Genomic DNA, 23,325 nt, shown 5'->3' with positions numbered 1-23,325 from the left:
ATGACTAGGCCCTGATCAGGGCCGAACGCTTCACGTAGAGACGCCTCCCCGCCAGGTTCCAGGCGATCTTGGCGGGGACGGGCAGGTTGCCCATGAAGTGGGCGCGTTCCTCGGGGGTGGCGTCCTCCAGGATCGCGCCGAGCACGATGAGCTGCTGCTTCATCGAGCCGCCTGACGACTCCTTCATGCCGCGCTCGCCGAGTTCCTTCCACTCGGCCACCGTGATGTGCTCGGAGACCAGCGGCAGGATGTGCGTCTCCTCCTCGCCGAGGTGCTCCACGAGCGCCTGGTGGTGGTCGGTGAGCAGGTCGGCGAGGCGGTCGCGCAGGACGGGGTCGGCGGTGCGCTCGAACCCGGGCAGCAGTTCCCCGATGCGGCGCATGGTGTCGGCGATGTAGTCGTGCTGGTGCTCCATCCGCTTGACCAGGTCGGCCTCCAGCGTGACCCGGGCGAGCAGCTTCGGCCAGAGCAGGTCGTCCTCGTTGGTGTGGTGGCCGTGCAGGCCGTCGGCGTAGCCCCGGTAGTGCTCGACCATGAGGGCGGCGCGGGCGACGTCCCCGGCCCTGACCCGGCGGAACAGCTCGGGCATCAGCTTCGACTCGCGCCGGAAGAGCCGGTGGATCATGACCATCTCTTGGACGTAAGGGCGTTCGTTCGTCATGGGCTCCAGGGTGGATCGACCCACTTGGAGATGATTAGTCAGCCTCTTGAAGCCCCGCGTATGAGGCCCACCCGCCGCGTATACCGGCGGCGGCCCATTCGGCGACCGACAGGTGCTCCTCGATCAGGCCCAGGATGTGTTCCTCCTCGTCGTCGAGGTGTTCGACCAGGGCGGCCCGGTGGTCGGCGAACAGGCCGGCCAGGCGGTCGCCCAGGGCTGGGTCGGCGGTGCGCTCCCATTCGGGCAGCACCGTCTCGATACGGTCGAGGCCGGAGGAGACCCGTTCGTGCTGGTGCTCCATCCGGATCACCATGTCGGCCTCCATGTCGACCCTGGCCAGCAGTTTCGGCCAGATGAGGTCGTCTTCGGCGCTGTGATGGTGGTGCAGGCCCATCGCGTGGTCGCGGTAGTGGGCGGCCAGGATCCTGGCCCGCATGACGTCGCCGGCGGCGACGGCGGGCACGAGTTCGGCGAGCACTTGGGACTCGCGGCGGAACACCCGGTGGACCACGAGCATGTCGTGGGTGTCGGGCCGATCGGCAGACATGATCTTTTATGCCCTATCTATCGAGGTCAGGCATTGAATGTCTGCCATACGGCTTGTAGGTCTCTTGGGATGTTCTGGGTGTATAGCATTACTGCGTGACTGTTCGCGTGCGGGTCCTCGGACCGCTCGAAGCGGATGTCGACGGGCGTTCCGTGCTCCTCGGCGGACCGAGACAACGCGCCGTCCTCGCCCTTCTGGTCGCCGCGCGTGGAGACGTCGTCTCCGTCGATCGCATGATCGAGGACCTCTGGCGCGGGGAGCCCCCCGCCAAGGCCATCGCGTCGCTGCAGTCGTATGTGGCCAACCTGCGCCGCCTCCTCGAACCCGGCCGCCCGCCCCGCGCGCCCGCGTCGGTTCTGGTCAGCGCCGCCCCCGGATACGCCGTCCGGCTCGACTCCGAGGCCGTCGACGCCTGGCGGTTCGAGCGCGCCGCCTCCGAGGCCCGTGATCTGAGCGCGCGTGACCCGTCCGCCGCCCGGTCGCTGCTGAGCGACGCCCTGGGCAACTGGCAGGGCGCGGCGTTCGCCGAGTTCGCCGACGAGGAGTGGGCCGTCGCCGAAGCCGCCCGGCTGACCGAGCTCCGCCTGGTCGCACAGGAACTGCTGGTCGACACGACCCTCCGGTCGGCGCCGCCGGCGGACGCCGTACCGGCGGCCGAGATGCTGACGCGGCGCGAACCCCTGCGTGAGGAGGGGTGGCGGCTGCTGGCGCTGGCCCTGTGGGGCAGCGGACGCCAGGCCGACGCGCTCGCCGCGCTGCGCCGGGCCCGCGCCACCCTCGTCGACGAACTGGGCCTGGACCCCGGCCCCGCCCTGGTCGAACTGGAAGAGGCGGTGCTGGCGCAGCGGCTCGGCCCGCTGCACGCCGCCACCCGCGCGCCCGAACCGGCCGACCGCGCGCCGGCCACGATCGCCATGCCCCAGGCCGAGAACTGGACCGATCCCGCCGGGCCGTTGTTCGTGGGCCGCGACCTGGAACTGGCCGAGATCACCGAGGCCGCCGCCCGCGCCGCCGCCGGAGACGCCGAGGTGGTGCTGATCAGCGGCGAGCCGGGCGCCGGCAAGTCGACCCTGATGGCCCGCATCGCCGACGACCTCGACCCGGCCACCTGGCTGATCGCGACCGGGCGCTGCCCCGAGACCGAGGGCGCGCCGCCCGCCTGGGCCTGGATCGAGGCGCTCGCGCCGCTGACCGAGATCACCCCGCTGAACGAGCACGCCGAGGCCCTCGCCCCGCTGCTCGGCGACGCGCGCCCGGACGCCGACAACGCCGCCACCGGCCGGTTCCGCATGCACCGCGCCGCCTGTGCCTGGCTGCGCGCCGTCACCCAGGGCCGGGCGCTGGCGATCGTGCTCGACGACCTCCACCGGGCCGACACCGAGACGCTCGGCCTGCTGGTCGCGGTGGCCGAGGAGCTGACGAACGCGCGGGTGCTGCTGGTGGCCGCCTTCCGGCCCTCCGACGTGACCGACGCCCAGGAAGACGCGCTGGCCGCCCTCGCCGCCCGCTCCCCCACCCGGCTCCACCTCGACGGCCTGTCCGAAGGCGACGTCGAACGCCTGGTCACCTCGGTCTGCGGACGCGAGGTCGAGGCCGGGACGGTCGCCTGGATCGCGGAGCGCACCGGCGGAAACCCCTTCTACGTACGGGAGAGCGCCCGCCTCCTGGCCTCCGAGGGCAGCCTGGCGGGCGTGGCCAGGAGCGTCCCCGAGGGGGTGCGCGACGTACTGCGCCGCCGGCTGGCCCGGCTGCCCGCCCCGGCCGTCACCGTGCTCCGGCTCGCCGCCGCCGTCGGCCGGGAGGCCCAGGTCGAGGTGCTGGTGGGCGCCGCCGACGCCGACGAGGACGGCGTGCTCGACGCCCTGGAGGCGGGCGTGCTGACCGGCCTGCTCACCGAGCCGTCGCCGGGCCGGGTGCGGTTCACCCACGCGCTGGTCCGCGACACCCTCTACCACGACCTGTCACAGGTGCGGCTCACCCGTATGCACGCCCGCGTCGCCGACGCCCTGGCCGCCCTGCACCCCGACGACCACGCCGCGCTGGCCCACCACTACGCCCGCGCGGGCACCTCGGCCACCGCCGAACGCGCGGTCGCCTACTCGGTCAAGGCCGCCGAACTGGCCACCCGGCGGTACGCCTACGACACCGCCATCGAACTCTACGAGCAGGCCCTGACGGCGTTCGAGCGGTTGCCCGCCCAGTCGATCGGCGACCGGGACGCCCGGCTGGTCGAACTGCTGAGCGCGCTCATCCGGGTCCAGGTGCTGGGCGGCGCGGTCGGCCCGGCCAGGGAGACCCGCCAGCGCGCCGCCGACGTCGCCCAGGCGGCCGGGCGCGACGACCTGCTGATCGCCGCGTTCTCCTGCTGGACCGAGGCCACCCCGTGGCTGATCCGCCCCTACGCCTACGTCGACGAGCGGGTGGTCGGCATGATCCGGGGCCTGCTGCGGCGCGACGACCTGGAGCCGGTGACCCGCAGCCGGTTGCTGGAGATGGTCGTGGCGGAACTGGAGAACGAGGGCGACCCGCGCGCCGCCGAGGCCGCCGAGGAACTCACCGCGCTGGCCGCCACGCTCGGCGACCCCGCGGTGCAGGCGCTCAGCCTGACCGTGCAGCTGAAGGAGACCCCCTTCGAGCTCGAGCCGCAGCGGGTCCACGACCTGGCCGCGCAGCTGTCGGAGGTCAGCCGCCACCGCGACGACATGGTCGCCTACCGGTGGTACGCCGAGTTCATCTCCGCCCGTGCCTGCTGGATCCTCGCCGACCTGCCGGGCGTGCACCGCCACCTCAAGTCGGCCGGGGACATCGCCACCGCGTACCAGATGATCGAGGCCCGCGAGGTCGTCAACGTCGCCTACGCGACCCTGGCTCACGTCGCGGGCGACCTGGAGGCCGCCGAGGCCGCCTACGCCGCCTCCTTCAGCCTGCTGGCCAGGAAGGGCTCCCCCAACGCCGAAGGCGCGCACGCGCTGGCCCTGTTCTCCCTGCGGGTCAGCCAGGACCGCCACGGCGAGTACGCCGACGTCGCCTACGTCCTCTACGAGCAGTACGGCGCGATCGTCGCCGACCTGCTGTCGCTGGCGCTCAGCCGGGAGGGCCGGATGAAGGAGGCCGCCGACATCCGACACCAGCTCGGCGTCATCAGGGTCGACTTCTACTACTCCCTCTACCTGGGCCTGCGCGGTCTCGCGGTGGCCCGGGTCGGCACGCCGGAGCAGGTGCGCGACATCCGCGAGCTGCTGCTCCCGCTGCGCGACATCCTGCCGGGCGCGGCCTCGATGTCGGTCACGCTGCGCCCGGTCGCCCACATCCTCGGCGACCTGGCGGTCCGGCTCGGCGACCTCGACGAGGCCGCCGGACACTATCGGCACGCCATCGACAGGGCCCGGTTCTGGGGCGCCCCGATCTGGGCCGCCGACGCGGAGAAAGCCCTGGCGGCCCTGCCCGCAGGTTAGGAACGTCCTCTCTCCAAGCCCGCCCCAAGAGGCGGCCAAGCGGTCCGGCCGACTCTGGACAGGCAGAAATGGAGCTTCAGGAGAGGACGATCCCCCATGTCACGCTTGCTCGGCCGCCTCGGTGGCGCGGCCGCCGCCCACCCGTGGCGCACTCTCGCCGCCTGGCTGGTCGCGCTCGTCGCGGTGACCGGCCTGTCGCTGGCGGCGGGCGGCACCCCCCACGACAACTACGACGTCCCCGGCGTCCCCTCCCAGGCGGGCAAGGACTTCCTGGAGGAGCACTTCCCCGACATGGCCGGGGCCGGCTCGCGGGTGGTCGTCCACGGCACGGAGAAGGTGCCGCAGGACCTGCTCGCCACCCTGACCGGCCGGCTCACCGCGATGCCCCACGTCTCCCGGGTCGCCCCACCGCACATCTCGGCCGACGGCGACACCGCGCTCATCGAGATCGGCTACCGCGTCCCGGTCACCGACTTCCAGGGCTCCGAGGGCGTGGACGCGCTCACCGAGGCCGCCGCCCCCGCGAAGGACGCCGGTTACACCGTCGCGTTCGGCGGTGAGATGCCGGAGAACGTCTCGGTGCCGAGCGGCGTCGCCGAGGCCGCCGGCATCGTGGCCGCTCTGATCATCCTGCTCGTCGGGCTGGGCTCGCTGGTCGCGGCCGGGCTGCCGCTCCTGGTCGCGATGATGGGCCTGGGCGTCGGCACCGCGATCGTCACCCTGCTGGCCGGGCTGATCGAGATCTCCACGATCGCCCCGACGATCGCCACGATGGTCGGCCTCGGGGTCGGCATCGACTACGCCCTGTTCCTGGTCAGCCGGCACGTCGAGGCGCTGCGGGCGGGCCTGTCGCCGAAGGAGGCGGCGGCCCACGCGACCGCGACCGCTGGGACCTCGGTGCTGATGGCGGGCCTGACCGTGCTGGTCTCGCTGTTCGGGCTGAACCTGTCCACGCTGCCGGTCTACGCCTCGTTCGCGTACGCCACCTTCGCCACCGTCGGCGCGGTCATGATCGCCTCGATCACGCTGGTCCCGGCGATGCTGGGCCTGGCGGGCCGCCGGGTGCTCCCCCGCAGGGAGCGCCTGGGCCTGGTCCAGCCTCCCTCACGCAAGACCACGCGCACCGCCCGTTGGGCCGAGTGGGTGGGCAACCGCCCGAAGCGGTCGGCGCTGGTCGCGATCGTGGTGCTGCTGGCGCTGGCCGCGCCGATGCTGGGCATGCGCACCTGGCCGCAGGACGCCGGCACCCAGCCCGAGAGCAAGACCACCCGCGTCGCCTACGACCTGGTCGCCGAGGAGTTCGGTCCGGGGGCCAACGGCCCGATCGTGCTGGCGATGAACGCCTCCCTCACCAACACCGTCGGCTCACAACTGCGCGATGCCGAGGGGATCAAGGCCGTGGCGCCGCCGATCACTCAGGGCGAGGCCGCCGTGATCACCGTCGAGCCCACGACCGGGCCGCAGGACGAGAGGACCACCGATCTCGTACGTCATCTGCGCGCCACCCTCCCCGACGGCGTCATGGTCACCGGAGTGGTCGCGGTCTTCGGCGACATCTCCGACCGGCTGGCCGAACGCCTCTGGGTCGTGGTCGCGTTCGTGGTGGTCCTGTCGCTGCTCCTGCTGACCGTGATGTTCAGGGCCCCCGTCGTCGCCCTCAAGGCCGCGGTGATGAACCTGCTGTCGGTCGCGGCGGCGTACGGCGTGATCACTGTGGTGTTCCAGACCGATGCCGGGGCCGCCCTGGTCGGTCTGCCGCACGGCGCCTCGGTGTCGAGCTGGGTGCCGATCCTGATGTTCGCCGTGCTGTTCGGCCTGTCGATGGACTACGAGGTGTTCCTGCTCTCCCGGGTCCGGGAGGACTACCTGGCCACCGGCGACGCCAAGGGCAGCGTGATCCGCGGCCTGTCCTCGACCGGCCGGGTCATCTCCAGCGCCGCCGCGATCATGGTGGCGGTGTTCGTCGGCTTCGCGCTCGACCCTGACGTCACCGTGAAGACGACCGGCGTGGGCATGGCGGTGGCGGTGCTGATCGACGCGACGCTGGTCCGGCTGGTGCTGGTCCCGGCCACGATGGCGCTGCTCGGGCGGGCCAACTGGTGGCTGCCGGGCTGGCTCGACCGGCTGCTGCCCGAGGTGAAACACCACGACGCGCTACCCGCCACGTCGGTTCACAAGGAATCTGCACTAATCCACAAATAATCTCATATGCACGTGCAATGGCGGCTCTTGGTGTTTTCCTATGAATGGTGACTGTTTGCCAAGAGCCGCTGATGCGACAATGATGCACTGGCTAAGGAAATGCCCTACTCGTGCTGACTCGTGCTGGAGACTGTCGTGACCGCTGATCCGGATCCCGCCGCCGGCGTACTGTCGTACTCCCGTGGTGGTCCCACGGTGCTCCGCATCCTGCTGGGCGCCCAGCTCCGGCGGCTGCGACGGGCCAAGGGCATCTCCCCCGAAGACGCCGGGCACGTCATCCGGGCCTCCCACGCGAAGATCAGCCGCCTGGAGCTCGGCCGGGTCAGCTTCAAGGAGCGCGACGTCGCCGACCTGCTCACCCTCTACGGCGTCACCAACTCGGCCGACCGCGACGCGATGATCGCCCTGGCCCGGCAGGCCAACTCGCCGGGCTGGTGGCACAAGTACAGCGACCTGCTCCCCTCCTGGTTCGAGATGTACGTCGGCCTGGAAGAGGCCGCGTCGGTGATCAGGGCCTATGAGGTCCAGTTCGTCCACGGCCTCCTGCAGACCCCCGACTACGCCCGCGCCGTCATCCTGCTCGGCAACGGCGGCGCCCCCGACGAGGAGATCGACCGCCGGGTCGCGCTCCGGATGACCCGGCAGGCCCGCCTCCAGGGCGGCGACGCGGTGAAGCTCTGGACCGTCATCGACGAGGCCGCCCTGCGCCGCCCGCTCGGCGGGCGCGCGGTCATGAAGGCCCAGATCGACCACCTGCTGGAGATGACCGACCACCCGCACGTCACGCTGCAGATCGTGCCGTTCGACCGGGGTGGCCACGCGGCCGCCGGCGGCCCGTTCACGATCCTGCGCTTCGACGAGCGCGAACTGCCCGACGTGGTCTACCTCGAGCAGCTCACCAGTGCCCTCTACCTGGAGAAACTGGATGAGGTCGACCGCTACATGCAGGTCATGAACAGCCTGTGCGTGGAGGCCCACCAGGCCCGCCAGACCCGCGATCTGCTGATGGAGATCAGAGCCTCGCTGTAATCTCCGATGCACGTGCAGATGACCCAATAGGGTGGCCCTCTCAACACATGGGAGGCGCGATGGGATACGTCCCGAATTCAGGTCAGCTGCGGCATGCAGACTGGGTGAAGAGCAGTCACAGCAACCCGAACGGCAGCTGTGTGGAGTTCGCCCGCCTGCCCGACGGCACCACGGCGCTGCGCAACTCGCGTGACCCGGAGGGCCCGGCCCTGGTCTTCGGCGCCGAGGCGCTGACCGCGATGCTGACCGAAATCAAGTCGGGGCGGTTCGATCACCTGATGGGCTAGGCGTTCTCCCGGTTGAACACCCGGGTCGCCAGCGGAAGCGCGACCGCGAGGAACAGCCCCACCCCGACGACCGCCCACCCGAGGCCCTCCACCGAGCCGGCGAACAGCGCCCTCAACGCATCCACGACGTGCCGGAACGGGGTGGCCTGCGAGGCGACGTCCAGCCAAGTTGGAGCTCCACCCATCGGGAGCAGCGCTCCCGACAGCAGCAGGAGCGGCACCACCGCAGTGCCGACGACCGGCGCGAACAGCTCGTCTCCCAACGTCAGAGCCGCCGCGTACGACAGGGCCGCCAGCCCCAGCGCCATCGCCACCACCAGCACGAGCCCGGCGACCATGCCCGGCAGCGACGCCCGCAGCCCGAAGGCGGCGGCCAGCACGAGCAGGATGACCGCCTGCACCAGCAGCAGCACGGCGTCCTTCATGACCCGGCCCACGAGCAGCGCGAACCGGCTGGCCGGCGTGACCCGGAGCCGTTCGAGGACCCCGAACCGGTGGTCGAACACGATGTTGAATCCGGTGAGCCCGCAGGTCAGCAGCGCGAGTTGCATCAGCAGCCCGGGGACGAGCACGTCCCAGTCGCCGATCCCGGCGCCGGTGAACACCGGCCCGAAGAAGACCAGATAGAGCGCGGGCTGAACGACACCGAAAAAGATAACAAACTTGTGTCGGTACGTTTCGCGGAGATAATGCGCCGCCACAACAAACGCAGTCATCCGATGACCTCCTTCGAGTCAGCCGAAATTGGGGGGCGTTTCCCGCCGTTGATCGTTTGACCGCCGGCACCCCTCCGACGAAGGCGTCCGGAGAAATCCGAAAACCTACTTCCGCACAAATCCGCTGACCATTTCCCGGTCAAGCCGCGACCTGTTCCATCGGCCGCCCCGTCACCGTCAGGAACACCTCGTCGAGGGTTCCCACCGCATGGTCGCGCTTGAGTTCGGCCGGTGACCCCGACGCCACGATCCGGCCGCCGTCGATGATCAGCACCCGGTCGCACAGCGCGTCGGCCTCGTCGAGATAGTGGGTGCTGAGGAAGATCGTGGTCTTCAGCCCGCGGATGTAGGACCACAATTCGGCCCGCGCCCGGGGGTCGAGCCCGTTGGTGGGTTCGTCGAGGAACAGCACCCGCGGCGTGTGCACCAGCCCCAGCGCCAGGTCGGCCCGCCGCGCCTGCCCGCCCGACAGCGAGGCGGGCGAACGGTTCTCGAACCCGGCCAGGTCGACCCGCTCCAGCACCTCCCCCACCCGCCGCCGGGCCTCCCGGGCGGAGTGTCCGTAGAGGCGGGCCTGCAACCGCAACTCCGCGCCGATGAGCGACAGGGGCGTGAACATCCCGCCCTGGGCGACGTACCCGATGGATTTGCGGACCCCCGAGGGGTCGGAGACGAGGTCGTGCCCCGCCACGGTGGCGGTGCCTGACGTCGGCTTGAGGAGGGTGGTCAGCATCCGCAACGTGGTCGTCTTCCCGGCCCCGTTCGGCCCCAGGAACCCGACGATCTCTCTTTCGTGGACGTCGAGGTCGATGCCCCGCACCGCCTCCACACCCTTGAAGGTCCTTCTCAGCGCTCTCGCTTCGATCATATTTTTAGAGTAACCCCAAATTTGGTGTCACTACAAGTTTGGTAGGATTCCCGGCATGGAGACCCTCCGTGAGCGCAAGAAGCGGGAGACCCGGCTCAGGATTTCGGACATCGCGACCGGCCTGTTCCTGCACCACGGCTTCGACAACGTCACCGTCGCCGAGGTCGCCAGGGTCGCCGACGTGTCGGTCAACACGGTCTTCAACTACTTCAAGACCAAGGAGGACCTCTGCCTCGACCGCATGGACGAGGCAGAGCAGCTCCTCGCCGTCGTGGTCCGGAACCGGAACCCGGGCGAGTCGGCCGTCGACGCGATCCGCCGTGACCTCCTCGACGCCGTCGACACCGGCGACTGGCGTTACGGCACCTCCGAGGGCAGCGAGCTCGTCGCGAAGATGATCAACGACTCGCCGTCACTGCTCTCCCGCACCCGGGAACTCCACGAGCGAAGAGAGCAGATCCTCGCCGAGGTCCTGGCCGACGAGGCCGGCACCGAACCCGGCGACATCACGCCCCGGATCATCGCCGCCGTCACCTGCGCCGTGGTCCGCATCACGGCCTCGTCCTACTACGCCCGCCGCACGGCCGGCGAGACCCCCGAAACGATCCTGCCCGACCTCAGAAGGGAAGTGGTCAGAGCCTTCGACCTGCTCGACCGCGCCGCACCCGACTTCGCGCGGGCGCGTCCCGCCCGGTGAGCGGGCACCGCCAGGCGGTATACAGATGCTCGTGAAGTTGGACGAGCTAGACCGGGCGATCATCGGGGCCCTCGTAGACGACGCCCGGTCGACATATGCGGAGATCGGCGGACAGGTCGGCCTGTCGGCCCCTGCGGTGAAAAGGCGGGTCGACCGACTGGTCCAGCAGGGGGCCATCACCGGATTCTCCGCCCGCGTCGAACCCTCCGCCCTCGGCTGGACCACCGAGGCCTACGTCGAACTGTTCTGCCGGGGCAAGACCTCCCCCGCCGAGATCGGCCTGGCCGTCTCCCGGCACCCCGAAGTGGTCAGCGCCTGCACCGTGACCGGCGAGGCCGACGCGCTGCTGCACATCCGCGCCACCGACGTCCGGCACGTCGAGCAGGTCATCGAGCGCATCGCGGCCGAGCCCTTCGTGACCAGGACCAAAAGCGCGATCGTCCTCACCCGTTTGATCACCTGAGCAACAAATCACCGCCAACGGGCCCAACAACGCAAGAGACCTCGTTATGGACGCAATGTCGCCGCATTGGAGCAGGGGCCGCCGCTTCCTAGTCTGAGAGCACTACCCCAGCTCACCGTCGGAGACGTGCGTGAACGCATCCACTTACGAGACGACGACCACCGCCCGCGAGCGGGTGGCCACGCCGCGTCATTTCCTTATGTGCCGCCCGGAATTCTTCGCCGTCACCTACTCCATCAACCCGTGGATGGACCCGGTCGCCGGCGCCAGCGCCGAGAAGGCCCTTGAGCAGTGGGACAGCCTGAAGGCCGCTTATGAGTCGCAGGGCCACCGGGTGAGCGTGATCGATCCGATCGACGGGCTGCCCGACATGGTGTTCGCCGCCAACGGCGCCCTCGTGGTCGACGCGCAGGTCTACGGCGCCAGGTTCGCGCACGCCGAGCGGGCCGACGAGGGGCCCGCTTACGCCAAGTGGTTCGCCGAGCTGGGCCTGCCGGTCAAGGAGGCGAACTTCACCAACGAGGGCGAGGGCGACTTCCTCACGCTCGACGAGGTGATCCTGGCCGGCACCGGCTTCCGGACCGACGTGGCCGCCCATATGGAGGCGCAGGAGTTCCTGGGCCGCCCGGTGATCACGCTGCGGCTGGTCGACCCTCGTTTCTACCACCTCGACACCGCGCTGTTCGCGCTCGACGGGCGTAACGTCGCCTACTACCCGGGCGCCTTCTCCGAGGGCAGCCTGCGGGTGCTGCGGCGGATGTTCCCCGACGCGATCATCGCCTCGGAGGAGGACGCGCTCGTGCTGGGGCTCAACGCGGTCTCCGACGGCAAGAATGTGATCATCAACGCCGAGGCCACCGGGCTCAGCGCCGAACTGGCGCGGGGCGGTTACTCGGTCATCCCGGTCGACCTGTCGGAACTGCGCAAGGCCGGCGGCGGCCCCAAGTGCTGCACTCTGGAGATCCGCCTTTGAACACGCGAGAGATGATCGAGCTGGCCGAGAGCCGCAGCGCGCACAACTACCACCCGCTGCCGGTGGTGATCGCCTCGGCCGAGGGCGCCTGGGTCACCGACGTCGACGGCAGGCGTTACCTCGACTGCCTGGCCGGATATTCGTCGCTGAACTTCGGCCACGGCAACCCCGTGATCCTCGCGGCGGCCCACGCCCAGCTCGACCGGGTCACCCTGACGAGCCGCGCGTTCTTCAACGACCGGTTCCCCGCGTTCGCGGCCGGGCTGGCCGAGCTGTGCGGCAAGGACATGATCCTGCCGATGAACACCGGCGCCGAGGCCGTGGAGACGGCGATCAAGGTCGCCCGCAAGTGGGGCCGCGACGTGAAGGGGATCACCGACCCCAACATCGTCGTGATGGAGGACAACTTCCACGGCCGCACCACCACGATCATCAGCTTCAGCACCGACCCCGACGCGCACGACGGCTTCGGCCCGTACACGCCCGGGTTCCGGATCGTGAAGTACGGCTCCGCCGAGGCCATCGCCGACGCGATCGACGAGAACACCGTCGCCGTGCTGCTGGAGCCCATCCAGGGCGAGGCCGGGGTCCTGGTGCCGCCGGACGGCTACCTGCGCCAGGTGCGCGACCTGTGCACCGAGCGCGGCATCCTGATGATCGCCGACGAGATCCAGTCAGGCCTGGGCCGCACCGGCGAGACCTTCGCCAGTGACCACGAGAACGTCGTCCCGGACATGTACGTGCTCGGCAAGGCGCTCGGCGGCGGGATCGTGCCGGTGTCGGCCGTCGCCGCGGACGCCGGCGTGCTGGGTGTGATCAAGCCCGGCCAGCACGGTTCGACGTTCGGCGGCAACCCGCTGGCCTGCGCGGTCGGCGAGACCGTGGTCAACCTGCTGAAGAGCGGGGAGTACCAGGCCCGCGCCCGCGAGCTGGAGCCGGTCCTGTTCGGCGGCCTGCGGGCGCTGCCCGGGGTCACCGCCGTACGCGGCCGGGGCCTGTGGGCGGGGGTCGACATCGACCCGTCGCTGGCCTCCGGCCGGCGGATCTGCGAGGCCCTGATGACGCGGGGCGTGCTGGCCAAGGACACCCACGGGAGCACGATCCGGCTGGCCCCGCCCCTGGTGGTCGAGGCAGCCGAGATCGAGTGGGCGCTGGAGCAACTGGAGGCCGTGCTCACCGGACCGGCGCTCAGCGAATCGGCGTGAGCTCCACCCGGGAGACCTCCTTGAGTTTCGGTGGGTCGTCGAGGACGGTCGGCGTCTCCCACCGGACCACGTGCTTGCCGTCCTCCTGAGTGAGGGTGGCCAGCGCGTTGGGGAACCAGGGGCCGTCGGTGATGCGCCACTTCACCGGCGGCTTCGGTAGTTTCGCCGTCCGGGCGATCAGGCCGCCGACCAGCGTGGCCACGCCGAACTGGGCGATGACGTTGGCCAGGCGCAGGGTGCGGCTGAGCGGGTTGCGGATCGGCGAGCAGACGAGCTGGTAGATCGGCAGCCCCTTGACCCGGGCGACGTAGGAGTAGTGCACGTCGCCCGACATCAGCATGACCGTGGTGCCCGAGGCGGCCAGCATCTTCAGCAGGCGGTCGAAGGAGCGCCGGAAGGCCGCCCAGTGCTCCAGGTCGACGCCCTGCCGGATCTTCTCGGCGTATCGGGCCACCGTCTTGCCCCAGGCCCCGTCGCACAGGGCCTCGTTCCAGGTCTCGATGTGATGAATCCCGGCCGGGAGCAGGATCGGCACCGACGAGCCGATCAGCACCCGCTCGGGCGGGTCGATCATCGTCTCCTCCAGCCAGGCCCACTCGGTCGCGTCGAGTATCGACCGGTTGCGGGGCTCCAGGTGCCGGGCGCACCGCGAGTCGAGCATGATCAGCCGGGTGTCGCCGAAGTCGCGGGCGTAGCTCCACCGGCTGGTCGTCGGATCGGCGTCGGCCTGCTCGGCGAACGCGTCGAGGACCGCCGCGCCGTCGCCCTCACCCGCCTTGAGCTTGGTGTAGACCTCGTCGACGGCGCGTTCGGCCGGAGACAGGTTGCCCAGGTGCTGGTAGACCCAGTAGGCGCCGAGCCCAGCCACGACCCGGCGCGGCCACCACGGCACCTTCGCCATCTTGGCGCGCCAGTCTTTGGAGGTGTTCCAGTCGTCGCGCAGGTCGTGGTCGTCGAAGATCATGGCGGTCGGCACGGTCGACAGCAGCCACCGGATCTCCGGGTCGTTCCAGGCCTGGCGGTAGAGCTCGGCGTACTCCTCGAAGTCGGCGATCTCGCGCAGGGGTTCCTGGTCGCCCCGGCGCTCCTTGATGTAGTCGAGCATCTCGCCCGACGGCTCGTCGGCGTAGACCTGGTCGCCCAGCATGATCAGCAGGTCGGGCAGGTCGTCGTGGACGGTCAGGGCGTGCCCGAAGGCGAAGAGGGTGTCGACGCCGTGGGAGAAGGTGTGGGCCGCGTCATTGGGGACGCTGGTCCGGCACGATCCGAAGACGACCTTGTTCAGTCGGGCGACGGGACGGATGACGCTGGGGTCCATCGTGTCCAGCGGCCACACCGCCTCGTCGTCGAGGCATATCTCATAGGGGACGGGTTCGGTCACGGGCACGTCCACGATCGCGTAGTGGTGCCCGTGCACCGTGAAAGTGCGCTCTGTCGTCTGCTCGGTGCCCGCGGTGATGGTGACCGCGCAGGGGTCGCTGGTCTCCACCCATATGGACGCGGTGGACGCGTCGACGTGGCGGAGGAGGGGCCCGATCACTAGTTGTGCCACGCACCTAGTCATACCGGCTATCTCACGATGGACGCCACCAGGGCCTCGTCGACAGGGGTCGGAGACAGGCCGAACGTCTTCTCGAAATCGGTGGAGTCGAGCACGAACGGGGCCTCGAACTGGTAAAGCGTCTCCCGCAGCCCCTTCATCTTCGGCGAGGTCCAGCCCAGGGCGTGGAACGCCGCTCTGGGCACCTTCACGATCCTCGGCTTCCGGCCGCCGGTCAGCAGCGCGACGCGTTCGGCGACCTCCCGGAAGGTCAGCGGGGCCGACGTCGGGACGTGCCAGGGCCGCCCCCAGGCCCGCTCGTCGGTGCCCGCGACGGCCAGGGCGCGGGCGACGTCGGGCAGGTAGGTCCAGGAGTGCGGCACGTCGGGGTCGGACAGCACGACGACCGGCCGGTTCTCGGCGGCGGGCCGGATGACCTGCATGGTCAGGTAGGCCTCGCCGGTCGACCCCGGGCCGAAGTAGTCGGAGCCGCGGATCTCGGTGGTGCGGATCCCGGCGGCCAGGGCCTGCTCCCACATCTCGGCCCTGACCCGGCCCTTGACGTGGGTGGCGGCCAGCGGGAGGTCTTCGGTCATGGGGCCGGTGACGGGGCCGTAGGCGTACAGATTCCCCAGGATCACCAGCACGGCGCCCGACTCCTGCGCGGCGCGGATCATCGCGGCGTGCATCGGCGGCCAGTCGATCGGCCAGCGGTGGTAGGGCGGGTTGACGCAGTTGTAGATGACGTCGGCGCCGTCGGCGGCCCTGACCAGGGCTTCGGCGTCGGACGCGTCCAGCGCGATCTTCTCGACGCCGGGGGCGCCGCGGCCCGACCGGGAGATCTGGACGACCTGGTGCCCCAGCGCGTGCAGCAATTCGGCGAGCTGGCCGCCGACCTGGCCGGCCCCGATGATGACGTGTCTCATTTCTCCGCCTCTTTCTTGATCGCGCTCAGGAAACGTTCATGGCCGACGCGCAGCTTCGCGGCCGGGTAGAGCAGCGCGGCCAGCGGTCCGGCCAGCGATTCGGAGATGGTCACGCGGGTGCGCCCGTCGGGCAGCGGCTCGACGAGGTTGCGGTCGACGGCCTTGTAGACGCCGAGCACCACCCCGCTCCAGGTCAGCTCGCGGCCCTCGGTCACCACGGCGAACCGGCTGCTGATCTTCACGCCGCCCAGCCGCCAGCGGTACCCCTCGCCGGGGGCGATCTCGCCGAGTTCGAGCACCTTGTGCTCGGGCCACCAGCGCTCCCAGCCCCGCAGGTCGAACAGCAGCGCCCAGACCTCCGCGGCCGGCGCGTCGATCTCGATCGACGAGGTGTTGCGGACCGGGGCGCGCTCGTCGATGCGGCCCTTCATCGCGAAGTCGGTGTGCAGGTCGCTCATTTTCAGACTCCTTCTCTCTTCTGAGAGCAATGCTCTCTCTTGAGAGCGCCGCTCGTCAAGAGCACTGCTCTCTTTTCTGTACGCCGCTCTGTTAAGCTGCGGAAATGAGCGCAGCACGAACCGCACGGGAACGCGTCAGAGCGGAGATGGTCCGGGAGATCACCGACATCGCCCGCGCCCACCTGGCCAGAGAGAGCGCCGCGGGCCTGTCGCTCCGGGCGATCGCGCGCGAGATGGGCATGGCATCCTCAGCCATCCACCGCTACTTCCCGACCAAGGACGACCTGCTCACCGCCTTGATCATCGACGGCTACACCGCGCTGGGCGAGGCGGCCGAGGCCTCCCAGAAAGACACCGACGCCCCCGCCGACCGCTGGCTGGCCCTATGCCATGCCGTCCGCGACTTCGCCGTGGCCCGCCCGCACGAATACGCCCTGCTCTACGGCTCCCCCGTGCCCGGCTACCAGGCGCCTCCCGACACCGTCGGGCCCGCCCTGCGCACGACCCTCGTCTGCGGCCGGATCATCGCCGACGCCCGGCCCACCCCGCCCGACCTCGCCCCGCCACCACCGGCCGTGATCAGCCCGGACATCGAGGCGATCCGGGCCGTCATGCCCGGCGTCTCCGACGACGCCGTCACCCGCGCGGTCACCGCCTGGACGGCCCTGTTCGGCGCGATCAGCTTCGAACTGTTCGGCCAGTTCGACAACACGATCACGCACCGCCGCGAGTTCTTCGACCACGGAATGCGGTCGCTGGCGAGATACCTCGGCTTGTAACACCCCGTTCACGGCCGGTGACATCAGTGGTGCGATAGTGGAACCACGTTCCGCGAAACAACGGCGACAAGCCCGTAAATGGGACATCGCCGTGATCGAATCTCTGGACAATGGTGGACATCACCCGTCAACGGCGACGGATGATCAATCCGAGAGGCACCACCTATGACCGTCACGGAAATCCCGACAGTGTCGTCGGCAAAACCGCTGGCCTCGGCCCAGCACCACCTCGCCGAGGCCGCCCGGTTTCTCGCCCTCGACGAGGGCCTGCACCACCTGCTCGCCACACCCCGCCGCTCTCTGACCGTCTCGGTCCCGGTCCGCCGCGAAGACGGCCGGATCGACGTGATCGAGGGCTACCGGGTCCAGCACAACCTGTCCCGCGGCCCGGCGAAGGGCGGTGTGCGGTTCCATCCCGGCACCGACCTCGACGAGGTCACCGCCCTGGCCATGGGCCTGACCTGGAAGTGCGCCCTGGCCGGGCTGCCCTACGGCGGCGCGAAGGGCGGCGTCGCCGTCGACCCGGCCAGCCTGTCCGAGCGTGAACTCGAGCGGCTCACCCGCCGCTACACGCACGAGATCCAGCCGCTGATCGGCCGGGACATGCCGGTCCCGACCCAACGGCAGCGGCCCGACCTGACCGAGGCCGTCGCGCTCGGCGTGCGGGTCCTGCTCACTGACAACACGCGGACCGTGGCCGTCCACGGCGAAGGCGCGGTCGCGACCGCGATCGTCACCACGCTCGGCGCGGCGGGCTTCGTGGTGAGGCGCGACGCGCTGAACGCCGACGCCGACGTACTCGTTCTGACGCAGGGCACGATCACCGCCCACGACGCCACCGAGGTCCGGGCCCCGATGGTCGTCGAGGCCGCCAACGGCCCGATCACCCCGGAGGCCGACGCGCTGCTGACCGGGCGGGGGTGTGTGGTCGTCCCCGATCTTCTCGCGAACGCCGGCGGCACGATCGCCTCGCACAGCGAATGGACGGTCGGCGATCTCGGCTCCCGGCTGCGCGCGCATCTGGAGCCCGCCTTCCGGGCGGTCACCGCGCTGTCGCGCGAGCAGGGCCTGACCCTGCGGCAGGCGGCCTACGCGATCGCCGTCGGCAGAGTGGCCGACGCCTGCCAGTCGAGAAGCATCTGACGCAGGGCCGCGCGTCTACCGATCGACCTCGTCGAGGATCCGCTCGCACAGGCGGTGCGTCTCCAGCGCGTCGCCCGCGTCGAGCAGCCTGCCCTCGCCGACCGCCGTCAGGAAGGCGAGGCAGGCCCCGGAGAATCCACGCTGCGTCCCGACCGAGACCCAGTCGGGACGCCGCCCGCTCAGCTCGCCGGCCTCGGTGAAGGCGATCTCCGCACCGAGGTCGAGCACCTTGTGCTTCTCGCCGCGCCCGATGACCTCGCAGGTCTCCTCGGTCTGGCCGCTCACCCGCGACATCATCCCGAGGGCGGTGAACCCGTCGCCGGACAGTTCGAGCACGACATGCTCCAGCAGGCTTCCCTGAAGGCGGATTCTCACCGAGACGTCGGTGACCTCCCCCGGCGCCAGGAACCGCAGCGTGTCGGCCACGTGGATGAAGTCGTCGAACACCATCCTGCGGGGGTCCTCCGGCTGGGTGTGCCGGTTCTTCTGCAGGATGACCAGATCGCGCGGCAGGTCCTTCAGCCGGACGATGCCGGGCGCGTACCGCCGGTTGAAGCCCACCATGAGCGGGACCCCGCGCTCGCGGGCCAGCTCGACCAGGCGTTCGGCGTCGTCCAGCCGGTAGGCGAGCGGCTTGTCCACGAAGACCGGCACACCGGCCTCCAGCAGCTCGGTCACGATCGCCGGATGGGCGTCGGTGGCGGTGTGCACGAACGCCGCGTCCACGCCCCCGGCGATCGTCTCGGCCACCGACGTGTGCCGCCGGGGCACCCGGTAGGCGTCGCCCAGCTCAAGCAGGGTCGCCGGGTCGCGGGTGCAGAACACCAACTCGGCCCCGTCGATGGCGCTGAGCACGGGCAGATACGCCTTGCGCGCGATCGACCCGAGACCGATCATTGCGATCTTCATGGCCGAAGGTTACCCATCGGAAACCGGCGGGCCACATGTGGGCAATGTGGCAAGGGTTCACTTCCCGCCATGAGCTCCCACGCAGTGGTGATCATTGGGGGCGGGCTGGAAGGCCTGTCGATCGCCGCCGCGCTGACCGCCCGAGGGCAGCGCGACGTGCTGGTACTGGAGCGCCGGACCACCGGCTCCGGCGGAACCGCCAAATCGAGCGGCCTGGTCCGCTGCCACTACGACTGCGCCACCCTGACCGAGATGGCCTGGGAGGGCACCCGCTTCTTCGAACGCCACCCCGGCCTGGGCTTCCACCAGACCGGCCACATCGTCGGCGTCGGCGAGCAGGGTGCGTCCGCCCTGCGCGACAACGTGGCCATGCGCCAGGGCCTGGGCGTCGACGTCGCCGCGGTCACCCACGACGACATCGCGGCCCTGTGGCCGGGCCTGGAGACCAAGGACTTCGCCGCCTTCGCCTTCGAACCACGCGGCGGCCACGGCGACCCGGTCGCGACCTGCCGCCACTTCGCCCAGGCGGCCCAGCGCGGCGGCGCCCGCATCCTGGAGCACACGAAGGTCGCCGCCCTCCTGGGCGACTCCACCCGGATCTCGGGTGTACGTCTGGTCGACGGCCGCATCATCGGCGCCCGCACCGTGATCGTCGCCGCCGGAGCCTGGACCGCCGATCTGGCCGCCCAGGTGGGCGTGACCCTCCCGATCGGCGCGACCCGCGAACCCATCGTCATCGCCGCCCCCGGCGCCCCCGTCGGCCCGGTCCCGGCCTTCACCGACCTGGTCGGCATGCAGTACGTCCGTCACGAACGCCACGGCCGCCTGCTCATCGGCTCCCACACGGGCGCCGAACTCACCACCCCCGACGGCTACCTCAACAAGGCCACCGACGTGGAACTGGAACGCGCGGCGGCCAAGTTCACGACGAGGTTCCCTGCCTTCCCCGACGTCGTCTTCCCCCAGTCCTACGCGGCCTGCTACGACATCACCCCCGACCTGACCCCGGTGATCGGCCCGGCCGGCCCCGAGGGCCTCCACGTGGCGGCCGGATTCAGCGGCCACGGCTTCGCCATCGCCCCGGCGGTGGGCAGGATCTGCGCCGAGATGGTCCTGGGCCTGGAGCCTCCCCCACCGGATTTCAGCCCGGCACGCTTCACTGGACAAGCATCACTCGTGACGCCGACGCCCTGACGCGGCCGGTCGGCGCCGGATGCGGCGCGGGCCCGGGGCGGCGGGCGGTGCCGTGGTGGGCGGAGCCGTAACGGAAAAGAAAAAGCGCGGGACCGGAGCGGCCCCGCGCTTATCCGGATTTAGCGGTTCGCCCGGTTCACGGCCGAGATGATCGCCTTGAGCGACGCGGTCGTGGTGTTGGCGTCGATGCCGACGCCCCACAGGACCTGGCCGTCGATCTCGGTCTCCACGTAGGAGGCCGCCTTGGCGTCGGCGCCGCCGGACATGGCGTGCTCGGTGTAGTCGAGGACCCGCACGTCGATCCCCAGCGAGCCCAGCGCGTCGCAGAACGCCGAGATCGGGCCGTTGCCGGTGCCGTGGATCTCCCGGATCTGGCCCTCCAGCCGGACGTCGACGCTGATCGCGTCCTTGTCGTCGACGGCGGCGGAGTTGCGGTGGGCCAGCAGGCCGACGCGGCCCCACGGGTTGGCCGGGTTCGGGAGGTATTCGTCGGTGAACGCCTCCCACATCTGCGCGGGGGTGACCTCGCCGCCCTGGGCGTCGGTGCGGGCCTGGACGGCCCGGGAGAACTCGATCTGCAGCCGGCGGGGCAGGTCGAGCTGGTGGTCGGCCTTCATGATGTAGGCCACGCCGCCCTTGCCCGACTGGCTGTTGACCCGGATGACCGCCTCGTAGGTGCGGCCGATGTCCTTCGGGTCGATCGGCAGGTAGGGCACCGCCCACGTGAACTCGTCGACCGGCACCCCGGCCGCTGCGGCGTCGCGCTCCAGGTGGTCGAAGCCCTTTTTGATCGCGTCTTGGTGGGAGCCGGAGAACGCGGTGTAGACGAGCTCGCCGCCCCACGGGTGACGCGGGTGGACGGGCAGCTGGTTGCAGTATTCGACGATCCGGCGTACTTCGTCGATGTCGGAGATGTCGACCTCGGGGTCGATGCCCTGCGAGAACAGGTTCATCCCCAGGGTCACCAGGCAGACGTTGCCGGTGCGCTCGCCGTTGCCGAACAGGCAGCCCTCGATCCGGTCGGCCCCGGCCATGTAGCCCAGCTCGGCGGCGGCCACGGCGGTGCCCCGGTCGTTGTGGGGGTGCAGCGACAGCACGATCGAGTCGCGGTAGCGCAGGTTGCGGTGCATCCACTCGATCGAGTCGGCGTAGACGTTGGGCGTGGCCATCTCGACCGTGGCCGGCAGGTTGATGATCACCTTGCGGTCGGGGGTCGGCTGCCAGACGTCGTTGACGGCGTCGCAGACCTCGACGGCGTATTCGAGCTCGGTGCCCGTGTAGGACTCCGGCGAGTATTCGAAGTAGATCTCGGTCTCGCCCGCCATGTCGTCGGCCAGCTTCTTGCACAGCTTGGCGCCCTCGACCGCGATGGCGGTGATGCCCTCCTTCTCCAGCCCGAACACGACCCGGCGCTGCAGGGTGGACGTGGAGTTGTAGAGGTGCACGATGGCCTGCTTGGCCCCCCGCAGCGACTCGTAGGTGCGCTCGATCAACTCGGGCCGCGCCTGGGTCAGCACCTGGATGACGACGTCATCGGGGATGCGGCCCTCTTCGATGATCTTGCGGACGAAGTCGAAGTCGGTCTGGGACGCGGCCGGGAACCCGACCTCGATCTCCTTGTAGCCCATCTGCACCAGCAGCTCGAACATCTTCAGCTTGCGGGTGGAGTCCATCGGGTCGATCAGCGCCTGGTTCCCGTCGCGCAGGTCGACCGCGCACCAGCGGGGCGCCTGGTCGATGACCTTCGAGGGCCAGGTGCGGTCATGCAGGGCGACCGGCGTGAACGGCGCGTAGCGCCGGAAGGGCATGGGACTGGGCTGTTGCCGGGGGTACATTTCTGGGGCTCCTCGTAAGTGGTCACATCACAGGACGTGGCCGACGCGCATGACTCGCACCGCGACGAGGGAGCCGGCCTGTTACAGGCCCTCGACGCGGCGGCTAAGGAGGAGCAGCCCGCGCAGCATAGGTTTGAGGCTACCAGAGCCCCCGGAGTGACCTCCGCGAGAGCGGCAATAGAGTGGGGATCATGCAGGACAACGAGATTCTCGGCCGCATCGGCGAACTGATCGACGAGGAGCACCAGCTCCGCTCCCGCATCACCAGCGGGGAGGCCGGCACCGACGACCACGGCCGCATCAAGAACCTGGAAGAGTCCCTCGACCAGTGCTGGGACCTGCTCCGCCAGCGTCGCGCCCGGCGCGGCATCGGGGAGAACCCCGACGGCGCGGTGCCCCGCCCGGTCTCCGAGGTCGAGGGCTACCAGCAGTAAATCCGGTCGCTTTCGAGCGGTCACGGGGGTGGACTGGGCCCATGGACATCGTCCCCCTCGACTTCGCGGCCGAGCCCGTCAGGCTGGCCGAATTCCACGCGCTCGCGGCCGACTGGGCGGCGCCCGGTCCGCGGCTGCCCGCCCACCTGTTCCGCCTGCTCGCCGAACGCGGCTGGCGCGCGATGCCCGCCGAGACGTGGCTCGCGATCGACGACGACCGGGTGATCGGCGGGGTGACGCTGCACCTGCCCGACCGCGACAACACCCACCTGGCGCTGATCCGGTTCCTTCAGGTGGCGTCCGGTCACCGGCGGCGGGGTGTGGGCGGCGCCCTGCTGGCCCATGCCGCCGAACGGGCCCGCGCCGCCAACCGCGAGATGCTGCTCGTCGAGGTCGTCGAGGCGGGTCCCGGCGAGGCCTTCGCACAGGCCAAGGGCATGCGAGAGGTCGCCACCCTGGCCCGGAGAGTGCTTGACCTCGCCCGTTTCGCCCCGCCGGAGCGGGAGGTCCCCGGCTACCGGCTGGAGTTCCTGCGTGGCCGCACTCCGGAGCCGCTGATCACGGAAATGATCATGTTCCTGGAGACGATGAACGACGCGCCGCTCGACGACCTGTCGGTCAACGAGGAACGCTGGACCCCCGCCGACGTCGAGGCGATGGAAGACCCGTGGGACGAGACCCGCCAAGACGTCTTCACCGTGATCGCCCGTGCCGACGACGGCTCCCCTGCCGCCTTCACCCGCCTGTTCGCCGACTCCGTGGAGCCGGGCGGCTGGGCCCGGCAGACCGACACCGCCGTGATCCGCGCCCACCGGGGTCGCGGCCTCGGAATGTGGGTCAAGGAGGCCAACACGGCCTGGCTGAAGCGCGCCCGCCCGGAACTCCAGCGGGTGATCACCTGGAACGCGGTGGCGAACGGCCCGATGGTCGCCATCAACGAACGGCTGGGCTACGAGTTCCTCGACGTGTGGCACGAGTGGGAACTCCGCGTATGACCCGGAGGA

Annotated in this window: 22 protein-coding genes; 13 read left to right on the top strand and 9 right to left on the bottom strand. The window is 70.3% G+C overall.

Annotated elements, in window-relative coordinates:
• Positions 1-4 precede the first annotated feature (4 nt).
• Entirely contained in the window at positions 5-661 is a 657-nt protein-coding gene (locus tag AW272_RS16320; RefSeq protein WP_066365434.1) for a hemerythrin domain-containing protein, read from the bottom strand.
• A gap of 34 nt (positions 662-695) precedes the next feature.
• A complete protein-coding gene (locus AW272_RS16315; protein WP_066365433.1) occupies positions 696-1,208 on the bottom strand; it encodes a hemerythrin domain-containing protein in 513 nt (170 codons plus the stop codon).
• Between the two features lie 95 nt (positions 1,209-1,303).
• Here AW272_RS16315 and AW272_RS16310 point away from each other — a divergent pair, with 95 nt between their 5' ends.
• From AW272_RS16310 to AW272_RS16295, 4 genes are all read left to right on the top strand, one after another.
• Positions 1,304-4,663, top strand: a complete 3,360-nt coding sequence (locus tag AW272_RS16310) for an ATP-binding protein (protein ID WP_174551822.1) — start codon at positions 1,304-1,306, stop codon at positions 4,661-4,663.
• A gap of 96 nt (positions 4,664-4,759) precedes the next feature.
• Positions 4,760-6,865, top strand: coding sequence for an MMPL family transporter (locus tag AW272_RS16305; protein WP_066365425.1), 2,106 nt, complete (start codon positions 4,760-4,762; stop codon positions 6,863-6,865).
• Between the two features lie 135 nt (positions 6,866-7,000).
• Entirely contained in the window at positions 7,001-7,894 is an 894-nt protein-coding gene (locus AW272_RS16300) for a Sco1979 family transcriptional regulator (RefSeq protein WP_066365927.1), read from the top strand.
• A gap of 104 nt (positions 7,895-7,998) precedes the next feature.
• Entirely contained in the window at positions 7,999-8,181 is a 183-nt protein-coding gene (locus AW272_RS16295) for a DUF397 domain-containing protein (RefSeq protein ID WP_369408736.1), read from the top strand.
• Here the strand turns inward: AW272_RS16295 and AW272_RS16290 are convergent.
• Together AW272_RS16290 and AW272_RS16285 are read right to left on the bottom strand one after the other, a co-directional pair.
• On the bottom strand, positions 8,178-8,897 hold the full coding sequence (locus AW272_RS16290; RefSeq protein ID WP_066365417.1) for an ABC transporter permease: 720 nt from the start codon (positions 8,895-8,897) through the stop codon (positions 8,178-8,180). The genes AW272_RS16295 and AW272_RS16290 overlap by 4 nt on opposite strands.
• 139 nt (positions 8,898-9,036) lie before the next feature.
• Positions 9,037-9,765, bottom strand: a complete 729-nt coding sequence (locus tag AW272_RS16285; protein WP_066365415.1) for an ABC transporter ATP-binding protein — start codon at positions 9,763-9,765, stop codon at positions 9,037-9,039.
• A gap of 55 nt (positions 9,766-9,820) precedes the next feature.
• On the opposite strand from AW272_RS16285, the gene AW272_RS16280 reads away from it, so the two are divergent.
• From AW272_RS16280 to rocD, 4 genes are all read left to right on the top strand, one after another.
• Positions 9,821-10,462, top strand: coding sequence for a TetR/AcrR family transcriptional regulator (locus tag AW272_RS16280; RefSeq protein ID WP_066365413.1), 642 nt, complete (start codon positions 9,821-9,823; stop codon positions 10,460-10,462).
• Between the two features lie 31 nt (positions 10,463-10,493).
• Positions 10,494-10,925 (top strand): Lrp/AsnC family transcriptional regulator, encoded by a 432-nt coding sequence (locus tag AW272_RS16275; RefSeq protein WP_066365920.1) that lies wholly within the window; start codon positions 10,494-10,496, stop codon positions 10,923-10,925.
• 199 nt (positions 10,926-11,124) lie between these two features.
• Entirely contained in the window at positions 11,125-11,898 is a 774-nt protein-coding gene (ddaH, locus tag AW272_RS16270; protein ID WP_066365411.1) for a dimethylargininase, read from the top strand.
• Positions 11,899-11,909: 11 nt separating this feature from the next.
• Positions 11,910-13,103 carry an ornithine--oxo-acid transaminase gene (gene rocD, locus AW272_RS16265; RefSeq protein WP_066365913.1) on the top strand — a complete coding sequence of 398 codons (1,194 nt, stop codon included), beginning with the start codon at positions 11,910-11,912 and terminating at the stop codon, positions 13,101-13,103.
• On the opposite strand, the gene AW272_RS16260 is transcribed toward rocD, so the two are convergent.
• Genes AW272_RS16260 through AW272_RS16250 form a run of 3 tightly spaced genes read right to left on the bottom strand, consistent with a single transcriptional unit; the run spans position 13,087 to position 16,027 of the window.
• The gene (locus tag AW272_RS16260; protein ID WP_066365410.1) at positions 13,087-14,655 is read right to left on the bottom strand and encodes an alkaline phosphatase D family protein; all 1,569 of its coding nucleotides are present in this window, start codon (positions 14,653-14,655) and stop codon (positions 13,087-13,089) included. The two genes, rocD and AW272_RS16260, sit on opposite strands and share 17 nt — an antisense overlap.
• A 17-nt stretch (positions 14,656-14,672) precedes the next feature.
• A complete protein-coding gene (locus tag AW272_RS16255) occupies positions 14,673-15,569 on the bottom strand; it encodes an NAD-dependent epimerase/dehydratase family protein (protein ID WP_066365402.1) in 897 nt (298 codons plus the stop codon).
• A complete protein-coding gene (locus tag AW272_RS16250; RefSeq protein WP_066365399.1) occupies positions 15,566-16,027 on the bottom strand; it encodes an SRPBCC family protein in 462 nt (153 codons plus the stop codon). Before AW272_RS16250 ends, AW272_RS16255 begins: the two co-directional genes overlap by 4 nt.
• Before the next feature lie 104 nt (positions 16,028-16,131).
• Between AW272_RS16250 and AW272_RS16245 the strand changes: the two genes are divergently transcribed.
• Both AW272_RS16245 and AW272_RS16240 read left to right on the top strand, forming a co-directional pair.
• Positions 16,132-16,806 carry a TetR/AcrR family transcriptional regulator gene (locus tag AW272_RS16245; RefSeq protein WP_066365395.1) on the top strand — a complete coding sequence of 225 codons (675 nt, stop codon included), beginning with the start codon at positions 16,132-16,134 and terminating at the stop codon, positions 16,804-16,806.
• 165 nt (positions 16,807-16,971) lie between these two features.
• Complete coding sequence (locus tag AW272_RS16240) at positions 16,972-17,949, top strand: Glu/Leu/Phe/Val family dehydrogenase (RefSeq protein WP_066365389.1); 978 nt, start codon at positions 16,972-16,974, stop codon at positions 17,947-17,949.
• A 15-nt stretch (positions 17,950-17,964) separates the two neighbouring features.
• Here the strand turns inward: AW272_RS16240 and AW272_RS16235 are convergent, their stop codons facing one another.
• Positions 17,965-18,858, bottom strand: coding sequence for a Gfo/Idh/MocA family protein (locus AW272_RS16235; protein ID WP_066365388.1), 894 nt, complete (start codon positions 18,856-18,858; stop codon positions 17,965-17,967).
• Positions 18,859-18,927: 69 nt separating this feature from the next.
• Between AW272_RS16235 and AW272_RS16230 the strand changes: the two genes are divergently transcribed.
• Positions 18,928-20,052 (top strand): NAD(P)/FAD-dependent oxidoreductase, encoded by a 1,125-nt coding sequence (locus AW272_RS16230; RefSeq protein ID WP_066365386.1) that lies wholly within the window; start codon positions 18,928-18,930, stop codon positions 20,050-20,052.
• A 119-nt stretch (positions 20,053-20,171) separates the two neighbouring features.
• On the opposite strand, the gene leuA is transcribed toward AW272_RS16230, so the two are convergent.
• Positions 20,172-21,887 carry a 2-isopropylmalate synthase gene (gene leuA / locus AW272_RS16225; protein WP_066365381.1) on the bottom strand — a complete coding sequence of 572 codons (1,716 nt, stop codon included), beginning with the start codon at positions 21,885-21,887 and terminating at the stop codon, positions 20,172-20,174.
• A gap of 191 nt (positions 21,888-22,078) precedes the next feature.
• Here leuA and AW272_RS16220 point away from each other — a divergent pair, with 191 nt between their 5' ends.
• The gene (locus AW272_RS16220) at positions 22,079-22,321 is read left to right on the top strand and encodes a DUF2630 family protein (RefSeq protein WP_066365912.1); all 243 of its coding nucleotides are present in this window, start codon (positions 22,079-22,081) and stop codon (positions 22,319-22,321) included.
• A 41-nt stretch (positions 22,322-22,362) separates the two neighbouring features.
• Entirely contained in the window at positions 22,363-23,316 is a 954-nt protein-coding gene (locus tag AW272_RS16215) for a GNAT family N-acetyltransferase (RefSeq protein WP_066365376.1), read from the top strand.
• Positions 23,317-23,325 lie beyond the last annotated feature (9 nt).

This window comes from Herbidospora mongoliensis (assembly GCF_001570545.1).
Classification (GTDB): Bacteria; Actinomycetota; Actinomycetes; order Streptosporangiales; family Streptosporangiaceae; genus Herbidospora; species Herbidospora mongoliensis.
Note: the sequence above shows the minus strand (reverse complement) of the source record. Positions and strands in the feature narration are given on the sequence as shown.

Bases quoted from the DNA above. Each gene is read 5' to 3' on its own strand.
- AW272_RS16255 (WP_066365402.1), bottom strand. From the start codon at position 15,569: ATGAGACACGTCATCATCGGGGCCGGCCAGGTCGGCGGCCAGCTCGCC.
- AW272_RS16280 (WP_066365413.1), top strand. From the start codon at position 9,821: ATGGAGACCCTCCGTGAGCGCAAGAAGCGGGAGACCCGGCTCAGGATT.
- AW272_RS16315 (WP_066365433.1), bottom strand. From the start codon at position 1,208: ATGTCTGCCGATCGGCCCGACACCCACGACATGCTCGTGGTCCACCGG.
- AW272_RS16285 (WP_066365415.1), bottom strand. From the start codon at position 9,765: ATGATCGAAGCGAGAGCGCTGAGAAGGACCTTCAAGGGTGTGGAGGCG.
- AW272_RS16215 (WP_066365376.1), top strand. From the start codon at position 22,363: ATGGACATCGTCCCCCTCGACTTCGCGGCCGAGCCCGTCAGGCTGGCC.
- AW272_RS16235 (WP_066365388.1), bottom strand. From the start codon at position 18,858: ATGAAGATCGCAATGATCGGTCTCGGGTCGATCGCGCGCAAGGCGTAT.
- AW272_RS16290 (WP_066365417.1), bottom strand. From the start codon at position 8,897: ATGACTGCGTTTGTTGTGGCGGCGCATTATCTCCGCGAAACGTACCGA.
- AW272_RS16320 (WP_066365434.1), bottom strand. From the start codon at position 661: ATGACGAACGAACGCCCTTACGTCCAAGAGATGGTCATGATCCACCGG.
- AW272_RS16245 (WP_066365395.1), top strand. From the start codon at position 16,132: ATGAGCGCAGCACGAACCGCACGGGAACGCGTCAGAGCGGAGATGGTC.
- AW272_RS16305 (WP_066365425.1), top strand. From the start codon at position 4,760: ATGTCACGCTTGCTCGGCCGCCTCGGTGGCGCGGCCGCCGCCCACCCG.
- rocD (WP_066365913.1), top strand. From the start codon at position 11,910: ATGATCGAGCTGGCCGAGAGCCGCAGCGCGCACAACTACCACCCGCTG.
- leuA (WP_066365381.1), bottom strand. From the start codon at position 21,887: ATGTACCCCCGGCAACAGCCCAGTCCCATGCCCTTCCGGCGCTACGCG.
- AW272_RS16220 (WP_066365912.1), top strand. From the start codon at position 22,079: ATGCAGGACAACGAGATTCTCGGCCGCATCGGCGAACTGATCGACGAG.
- AW272_RS16230 (WP_066365386.1), top strand. From the start codon at position 18,928: ATGAGCTCCCACGCAGTGGTGATCATTGGGGGCGGGCTGGAAGGCCTG.
- AW272_RS16250 (WP_066365399.1), bottom strand. From the start codon at position 16,027: ATGAGCGACCTGCACACCGACTTCGCGATGAAGGGCCGCATCGACGAG.
- ddaH (WP_066365411.1), top strand. From the start codon at position 11,125: ATGTGCCGCCCGGAATTCTTCGCCGTCACCTACTCCATCAACCCGTGG.
- AW272_RS16240 (WP_066365389.1), top strand. From the start codon at position 16,972: ATGACCGTCACGGAAATCCCGACAGTGTCGTCGGCAAAACCGCTGGCC.